General features: G+C 71.3%; 8 protein-coding genes. 4 read left to right on the top strand and 4 right to left on the bottom strand.

Annotated features, from left to right (window positions below):
- A partial coding sequence (locus G3I40_RS30890) for a PLP-dependent aminotransferase family protein (RefSeq protein ID WP_164305926.1) occupies positions 1-1,453 on the bottom strand: 1,453 nt, incomplete at its 3' end.
- Positions 1,454-1,483: 30 nt separating this feature from the next.
- On the opposite strand from G3I40_RS30890, the gene G3I40_RS30885 reads away from it, so the two are divergent.
- From G3I40_RS30885 to G3I40_RS30870, 4 genes are all read left to right on the top strand, one after another.
- Positions 1,484-2,224: a hypothetical protein gene (locus G3I40_RS30885; RefSeq protein WP_239092041.1), complete on the top strand. Its 741-nt coding sequence runs from the start codon at positions 1,484-1,486 to the stop codon at positions 2,222-2,224.
- Positions 2,221-2,988 carry a glycerophosphodiester phosphodiesterase gene (locus G3I40_RS30880; RefSeq protein ID WP_164305925.1) on the top strand — a complete coding sequence of 256 codons (768 nt, stop codon included), beginning with the start codon at positions 2,221-2,223 and terminating at the stop codon, positions 2,986-2,988. Before G3I40_RS30885 ends, G3I40_RS30880 begins: the two co-directional genes overlap by 4 nt.
- A gap of 41 nt (positions 2,989-3,029) precedes the next feature.
- Entirely contained in the window at positions 3,030-4,385 is a 1,356-nt protein-coding gene (locus tag G3I40_RS30875) for an MFS transporter (RefSeq protein WP_164305924.1), read from the top strand.
- Between the two features lie 254 nt (positions 4,386-4,639).
- Positions 4,640-5,014 carry an RNA polymerase-binding protein RbpA gene (locus G3I40_RS30870; protein WP_003977404.1) on the top strand — a complete coding sequence of 125 codons (375 nt, stop codon included), beginning with the start codon at positions 4,640-4,642 and terminating at the stop codon, positions 5,012-5,014.
- Positions 5,015-5,099: 85 nt separating this feature from the next.
- Here the strand turns inward: G3I40_RS30870 and fxsA are convergent, their stop codons facing one another.
- From fxsA to G3I40_RS30855, 3 genes are all read right to left on the bottom strand, one after another.
- Positions 5,100-5,684: an FxsA family membrane protein gene (gene fxsA / locus G3I40_RS30865; protein WP_164305923.1), complete on the bottom strand. Its 585-nt coding sequence runs from the start codon at positions 5,682-5,684 to the stop codon at positions 5,100-5,102.
- 58 nt (positions 5,685-5,742) lie between these two features.
- Positions 5,743-6,516 carry a polyprenol monophosphomannose synthase gene (locus G3I40_RS30860; RefSeq protein WP_164305922.1) on the bottom strand — a complete coding sequence of 258 codons (774 nt, stop codon included), beginning with the start codon at positions 6,514-6,516 and terminating at the stop codon, positions 5,743-5,745.
- A gap of 418 nt (positions 6,517-6,934) precedes the next feature.
- Positions 6,935-7,227 (bottom strand): amidohydrolase family protein (locus tag G3I40_RS30855; protein ID WP_164305921.1); only part of this gene is annotated, 293 nt, incomplete at its 5' end.

Here is a 7,227-nt window from a genome sequence, read left to right as displayed (position 1 = left end):
CCCCGACGAGCCGGGCCGCGGCCGCCAGGCGCGCCGCCGCCTCGTCCGCGACGGCACCGCCCACGGTGAACGGCAGCCGGACATACCCCTCGAAGGCGCCGTCGACGCCGAAACGCGGTCCGGACGGCACCCGCACCCCCACGCGCTCACCGACCTCGGCGAGACGCGAACCCGACAGGCCGCCCGCCTTCACCCACAGGGTCAGGCCGCCGTCGGGCACGTCGAACTCCCAGTCCGGGAGCTCGCGCCGCACCGCCGCCACGAGCGCGTCGCGGTTGTCCAGCGCCTGCTCGCGGCGCAGCTGCACGGCCGACTCCCAGCCCCCAGTGCTCAGCAGCCAGTTCACGGCCAGCTGTTCCAGGACCGGAGTGCCGAGGTCCGCGTAGGCGCGCGCGGCGACCAGGCTGCGGATGACGTCCGGAGCGGCCCGCACCCACCCGATCCGCATGCCCGCCCAGAAGGCCTTGCTGGCCGAGCCGACCGTGATGACCGTCGAACCCGAGGGGTCGAAGGCGCAGACGCGGCGCGGCATGGCCCGGTCCGGGTCGAAGTACAGCTCGGTCATGGTCTCGTCGACGACGAGCACCGTGCCGGCCGAGCGTGCGGCGTCGACGAGCGAGCGGCGCTGCTCCTCGTCCGCGAGGGCCCCCGTCGGGTTGTGGAAGTCGGCCACGACGTACGCGAGGCGGGGCGCGGCGTCGCGCAGGACCTGGCGCCAGCGGTCGAGGTCCCAGCCCGCCAGGCCGTCGGCCATGGCGACGGGGACGAGCCGCAGGCCCGCCTCGCGCATCAGCTGGAGGATGTTGGCGTAGCTGGGGGACTCGACGGCGACGCGTTCGCCGCGGCCCGCGAACAGGTGGCAGATCGCGTCGATGGCGCCCATCGCGCCGGTGGTCACCATGATCTGCTCGGGCATGGTCGGGATGCCGTGCGCGGTGTAGCGCTCGGCGATCATCCTGCGCAGCGCGGGCAGGCCTGCCGGGTAGTCGCCGTGCGTGTGGGCGTACGGCGGGAGTTCCTCCAGGGCGCCCTGGACGGCGCGGGTCAGCCACGGTTCGGGGGCGGGCAGGGCCGCCGTGCCGAGGTCGATCATCGAACCGAGCGTCTCGGGCGGCAGGGGTTCGAGCCCGCGTGCGGGGAGCGGGTTGCCCGCGGGGACGGCGGTCCAACTGCCCGCTCCCCTGCGGGACTCCAGGAACCCTTCGCCGCGCAGCGCTTCGTAGGCGGCGGCGACCGTCGTGCGGCTCACCGAGAGCGCCTGCGCCAGTTCGCGTTCGGCGGGAAGGCGGGTGGCCACGGGCACCCGGCCCTCCAGGACCAGCAGCCGGATGCCGTCCGCCAGGGCCCGGTAGGCGGCCGGGCGGCGGGCTCCCGAACCCGCGGGGCGCGGTTGCTGCGAGGTCAGCAGCCGCGCGAGCTGGGTCGAGCCGATCGCCGAAGTCCACTGGGCCATGCAGACCAGTCCACCTTCCCGGAATTGGCCATGGTTGGCATCCATTCCCGAGCCACAGAGTGTCATGTGGCAGGCCACTACCACTACAGGGGGCACCTCTTGTCCGCGTCGACGTCCACACCGTCCGGCGGCTCCGTCATCCGTCGACTTGTCCAGCTCTACGTGGGCCTGGCCCTCTACGGCGCCAGTTCGGCACTGCTCGTGGAGGCGGGGCTCGGCCTGGAGCCGTGGGGCGTGCTGCACCAGGGTCTCGCCGAGCTGACCGGCATCTCCATCGGCGTCGTGTCGATCTACGTGGGCGCGATCGTGCTGCTGCTGTGGATCCCGCTGCGCCAGCGCCCCGGCCTCGGCACGGTCTCGAACGTCTTCGTCGTCGGCCTCGCCATGGACGCCACGCTCGCCGTCGTCCCGGATGTGCACGGCTACGGAGCGCGCATCCCGCTGATGGTGGCGGCGATCGTGCTGAACGGGATCGCGACCGGCCTCTACATCGCGGCCAGGTTCGGTCCCGGCCCGCGTGACGGACTGATGACCGGCCTGCACCGGCGCACCGGCCGCTCGATCCGCCTGATGCGGACGGCCGTCGAGATCGCGGTCGTGGCGACCGGCTTCCTGATGGGCGGCACGATCGGCGTGGGCACGGTCCTGTACGCGCTGGCGATCGGCCCACTGGCTCAGTTCTTCCTGCGCGTCTTCGCCGTCGACGCGCCGCCCGCCGGCTCGACCGTGGTCGCCGGGGCGTCACCCCGGCGGGCGATACTGCGACGGTGACCGCGCACATACGCCACCCCTATCTCGACCATCCCGGTCCGCTCGCCCTCGCTCATCGCGGCGGGGCGGCCGACGGCCTGGAGAACACCGTCACCGCGTTCCGCCGCGCCGTCGGCCTCGGCTACCGGTACATCGAGACGGACGTGCACGCCACGGCCGACGGACGACTCGTCGCCTTCCACGACGAGACCCTCGACCGGGTCACGGACGGCAGCGGGCGCATCGCCGACCTGCCCTGGGACGACGTACGGCACGCGCGCGTGGCGGACAGCGAACCGGTGCCGCTCTTCGAAGAGTTGCTGGAGACGTTCCCGGACGTGCGCTGGAACGTGGACGTCAAGGCGGAGCCCGCGCTGGTCCCCCTGCTCGACCTGATCCGCCGCACGCGCGCGTGGGACCGCATCTGCGTCGGCTCGTTCTCGGAGGCCCGGGTGGCGCGGGCCCGGGCGCTCGCGGGCCCGCGCCTCGCCACGTCGTACGGCACCAAGGGCGTGCTCGGCCTGCGCCTGAGGTCGTACGGGATTCCGGCCGGGCTGCGCCGCTCCGCCGTGTGCGCCCAGGTACCCGTGGCCCAGTACGGGGTGCGGGTGGTCGACGAGCGGTTCGTGCGGGCCGCTCACGCGCGCGGGTTGCAGGTCCACGTCTGGACGGTCAACGACGAGGACGAGATGCGACGTCTTCTCGACCTCGGGGTCGATGGCATAGTTTCCGATCACATCGAGACGCTGCGCGACGTCCTCAAGGACCGGGGAACCTGGATCTGAGACCCCGCGGCGCGGACCACGGGGACAACAAGGGGACACGGGTGGGCACCGACACCGCGCGGGAGACGGCGACCGGGGCCACCGCCCTCGCCGACCGCAGGCGTGAACAGCGCGGCTGGTATTTCTACGACTGGGCCTGTTCGGTCTACTCGACGAGCGTCCTGACGGTCTTCCTCGGCCCCTACCTCACCTCGGTGGCCAAGGCCGCGGCCGACGCCGACGGCTTCGTGCACCCCCTGGGGATCCCGATCCGCGCGGGCTCCTTCTTCGCGTACACCGTCTCGCTCTCGGTGCTCCTGTCGGTCTTCGTGATGCCGCTCGCGGGCGCGGCAGCCGACCGCAGCGGCCGCAAGAAGCCCCTGCTGGCCGTCTCGGCCTACATAGGCGCGGCGGCGACGGCGGGCATGTTCTTCCTGGACGGGGAGCGCTATCTGCTCGGCGGCGCTCTCCTTGTCGTCGCGAATTCCGCGCTGGCCGTGTCGATGGTGCTCTACAACGCCTACTTGCCGCAGATCGCGACTCCGCAGGAGCGGGACGCGGTCTCCTCGCGCGGCTGGGCCTTCGGCTACGCCTCCGGCGCCCTCGTCCTCGTGGCGAACCTGGTGCTGTATTCGTCCCACGACGCCTTCGGCGTCTCGGAGTCGACGGCGGTGCGCATCTGTCTCGCCTCTGCGGGCGTGTGGTGGGGCGCCTTCACGGTGGTGCCGCTGCGCCGCCTGCGCGACCGGCGCTCGACGCGCGCGCCGGGCAGTACGGCTACGGGCCTGCGTCACTTCGTGGCCACGGTGAAGGACATGCGCCGCTATCCGCGGACGCTCTCCTTCCTTCTCGCCTATCTCGTCTACAACGACGGCGTACAGACGGTGATCTCGCAGGCATCCGTCTACGGCTCGGAAGAGCTGCGCCTGGGCCAGTCGTCACTCATCACGGCGGTGCTGCTCGTGCAGATCCTGGCGGTGGTCGGGGCGCTGGCGATGGGCAGGCTGTCCCGAACCTACGGGGCCAAGCGCACGATCCTCGGCTCCCTGATCGCCTGGACGATGACGATCGGGGCCGGTTATTTCCTTCCGGCGGGATCGTCGACGTGGTTCTTCGCCCTGGCGGTCGGCATCGGGCTCGTCCTCGGGGGCACGCAGGCCCTGTCGAGGTCGCTGTTCTCGCACCTCGTGCCGGCCGGGAAGGAGGCGGAGTACTTCTCCGCGTACGAGATGAGCGACCGGGGCATGAGCTGGCTGGGACCCCTGGTGTTCGGGCTTGCCTACCAGCTGACCGGCAGTTACCGGGACGCGATCCTGTCTTTGGTGGCATTCTTTGTGATCGGTTTTGTCCTCCTCTCGCGGGTACCCGTGCACCAAGCAGTCCGCGACGCGGGAAACCCCGTACCGGCCAGGATTTAGCACCTGAAGGCAAAGGCCGGTAGTGTACGCGGTTGGCCTGCCAGGCGTACCGTTACTGCACGTCAAGAATGTGAACCACTCGGTGACATGTGGTGTCAGATGTGACAAACCGGGCACTGGTGGGTACAACAAGGGGCGGCTACGACGGCGACGCATGACCCGGAACGGGAATCTTTACCGCCGACCGGACGTTGACCGGATGACGACGACAGCGACACCTGTCCTGTGGGCGACAAGCCCGGGAGGCACGATTCATGAGTGAGCGAGCTCTTCGCGGTACACGCCTCGTAGTGACCAGCTACGAGACGGACCGCGGCATCGACCTGGCTCCGCGCCAGGCCGTGGAGTACGCATGCGAGAAGGGACATCGATTTGAGATGCCCTTCTCGGTGGAGGCCGAAATTCCGCCGGAGTGGGAGTGCAAGGTCTGCGGGGCCCAGGCACTTCTCGTGGACGGTGACGGCCCTGAGGAGAAGAAGGCGAAGCCTGCCCGTACGCATTGGGACATGCTGATGGAACGACGCACCCGCGAGGAGCTCGAAGAGGTCCTCGAGGAGCGTCTGGCGGTCCTGCGTTCGGGTGCGATGAACATCGCGGTCCACCCGAGGGACAGCCGCAAGTCGGCCTGACCTGCGAGGCACACAGCAGTACGTATACGGCCGGGGCCGGACACACACCGTGTGTCCGGCCCCGGCCGTTTGCCGTCCCGATCGCTCAGGGCATGATCGGCGGGCGCGGGTCCGCCTCGCCCCCGTGGCCCTGCGGCCGCTCGTCCTCCCGGATCACCTCGCCCTGGATCACCGTGCCGTCGGGGCGGTGCATGCGCGCCTGCTGGAACGCGTCACCGAGCGTGCCCGGAGTCGCAGCGCTTACCCTGCGCTCGATGGTCCGCTCCGTGTACCGGCTCAGCGCCGCGCGCAGCGGCGGGACCAGCAGGAGCAGCCCCAGGGCGTCCGAGATCAGCCCCGGGATGATCAGGAGCAGACCGGCCAGCATCAGCAGCCCATTGCCCTGCCGGCGCTGCTCGCCGGCCTCCAGGGTGCCCGTCTGCTGGCGCTGGAGCGTCTCGCTGAGGTTCTGGAAGGCCCGGCGCCCGGCCGCCTTGATCACGACGGCACCGAGGACGACGCCGGCGACCAGGAGCAGGAAGAGCGTGAAGCCGCCGACCGCTCCCGCCACCACGGTGAGCAGCCAGATCTCCAGGACCACCCATGCGGCGACGCCGAGCGGCAGGAGCGTACGGACCCGGGAGCGCCGGGTTCCGGCGGGCCGGTTGCGGGGCGGGGTACCTGTGGTCATGCCTCCAGTGTGCCTAGGGCCGTGTCCACGTGGCGTAAGCGGGAGGTCAGGACCGCTCTCAGCGGGCGTCGGGCCGCTTGCCGAGGATCTTGCCCACCCGCTCCCCCACGCCCCACGTGGTGACCCGCCACAGGGCCTCCACGACGATGTCCTTGCTCATCTTGGAGTCGCCCAGCTCGCGCTCGACGAAGGTGATGGGGACCTCGACCACGTGGTAGCCGACCTTCACGGCCCGGCGGGCCAGGTCGACCTGGAAGCAGTAGCCCTGCGAGACGACCTCGGCGAGGCCGAGGCCTTCGAGGGTCTCGCGGCGGAAGGCGCGGAAGCCGCCGGTGACGTCGCGGATCGGGACGTCCAGCAGGAGGCGCGAGTACGTGGAGCCGCCGCGGGAGAGGAACTCGCGGGACTTCGGCCAGTTCACGACGCGTCCGCCGGGCACCCAGCGCGAGCCGAGCACGAGGTCCGCGCCCTTGAGCGCGGTGAGCAGCCGCGGCAGTTCCTCCGGCTGGTGCGAGCCGTCGGCGTCCATCTCGATCAGGACGTCGTAGCCGTGCTCCATGCCCCAGGCGAAGCCCGCGAGGTACGCGGCCCCGAGGCCTTCCTTGCCGGTGCGGTGCAGGACGTGGACCTGCTCGTCGGCCGCGGCCAGCTCGTCGGCGAGCTTGCCGGTGCCGTCGGGGCTGTTGTCGTCGGCGACCAGGATGTGCGCCGCGGGCACCGCCGCCCGTACGCGGCCCACGATGCCCGTGATGTTCTCCGCCTCGTCATAGGTCGGGATGATCACCAAGGCCGTACCCAGAGGGCCGAACTTGCGCCCGCCGCCGTCGTTCACAGCTTCCCCTTAGAACTTCCGTGCACAGGGGACCACCATAGCGAGCACCGCAGTTCAGGCCGACACTGCGGATCGGGGCCGGACGTCCTTCGGGCCGACCTGGGGCCCGCTGGCTGCGGGTCGACCGAAAGCCGTTGTCTACTGAACGCCCGGGCCCCACCCGGGTCGCACCTCGCCGACCGGCCGGAACGTTCCGGCACCCCGTGGCGCGGGCGCCGAACTGCGTTCTACGACTGCGTGGGCCTGCCCGGTCGTGCGAAAGGTGGTGGACCCGGCCGAACCTACCCGCCGACCGCCGCGGTCTGTCAACAGCCGTTTGACCTGGCACTCTTCGCGAAGTCTCCTGGTCAGGGCGGAGGATGCGCAGGTCGTACGGGACGGCGCGGAACCGGGATCGGACGCGCGCCGCCCCGGTAACTCACTCGTCCGGCCGTACGAAGACCGTCTGTCCGAACACCACGGTCCGCAGACAGACCGGGAGCTCCGCGCCGGGCGTGAGATCCGGCAGGCCCGGGGTACCCGAGCGCGGGTCGGTGGACCAGCGGGCCACCCGGTCGTCCGGCGCCTGCACGACCAGTTCGTCCGTACGCCACACGGCGTAGTCCGCGGGGGCGCCCGGGACCAGGACCCCGGCGTCGTCGCGGCCGACGGCCCGCCAGCCGCCGCGCGTGTGGGCGGCGAAGGCGGCGCGCACGGAGACCCGGTGCTCGG

The sequence above is a fragment of the Streptomyces sp. SID14478 genome, assembly GCF_010548525.1.
Lineage (GTDB): Bacteria > Actinomycetota > Actinomycetes > Streptomycetales > Streptomycetaceae > Streptomyces.
The sequence above is the reverse complement of the archived record's forward strand: the minus strand, read 5'-3'. Positions and strand labels throughout refer to the sequence as shown.

What these genes read in the sequence shown, in the direction of transcription:
- G3I40_RS30870 (WP_003977404.1), top strand. Translation starts at nt 4,640, where the DNA reads ATGAGTGAGCGAGCTCTTCGCGGTACACGCCTCGTAGTGACCAGCTAC.
- G3I40_RS30885 (WP_239092041.1), top strand. Translation starts at nt 1,484, where the DNA reads ATGGTTGGCATCCATTCCCGAGCCACAGAGTGTCATGTGGCAGGCCAC.
- fxsA (WP_164305923.1), bottom strand. Translation starts at nt 5,684, where the DNA reads ATGACCACAGGTACCCCGCCCCGCAACCGGCCCGCCGGAACCCGGCGC.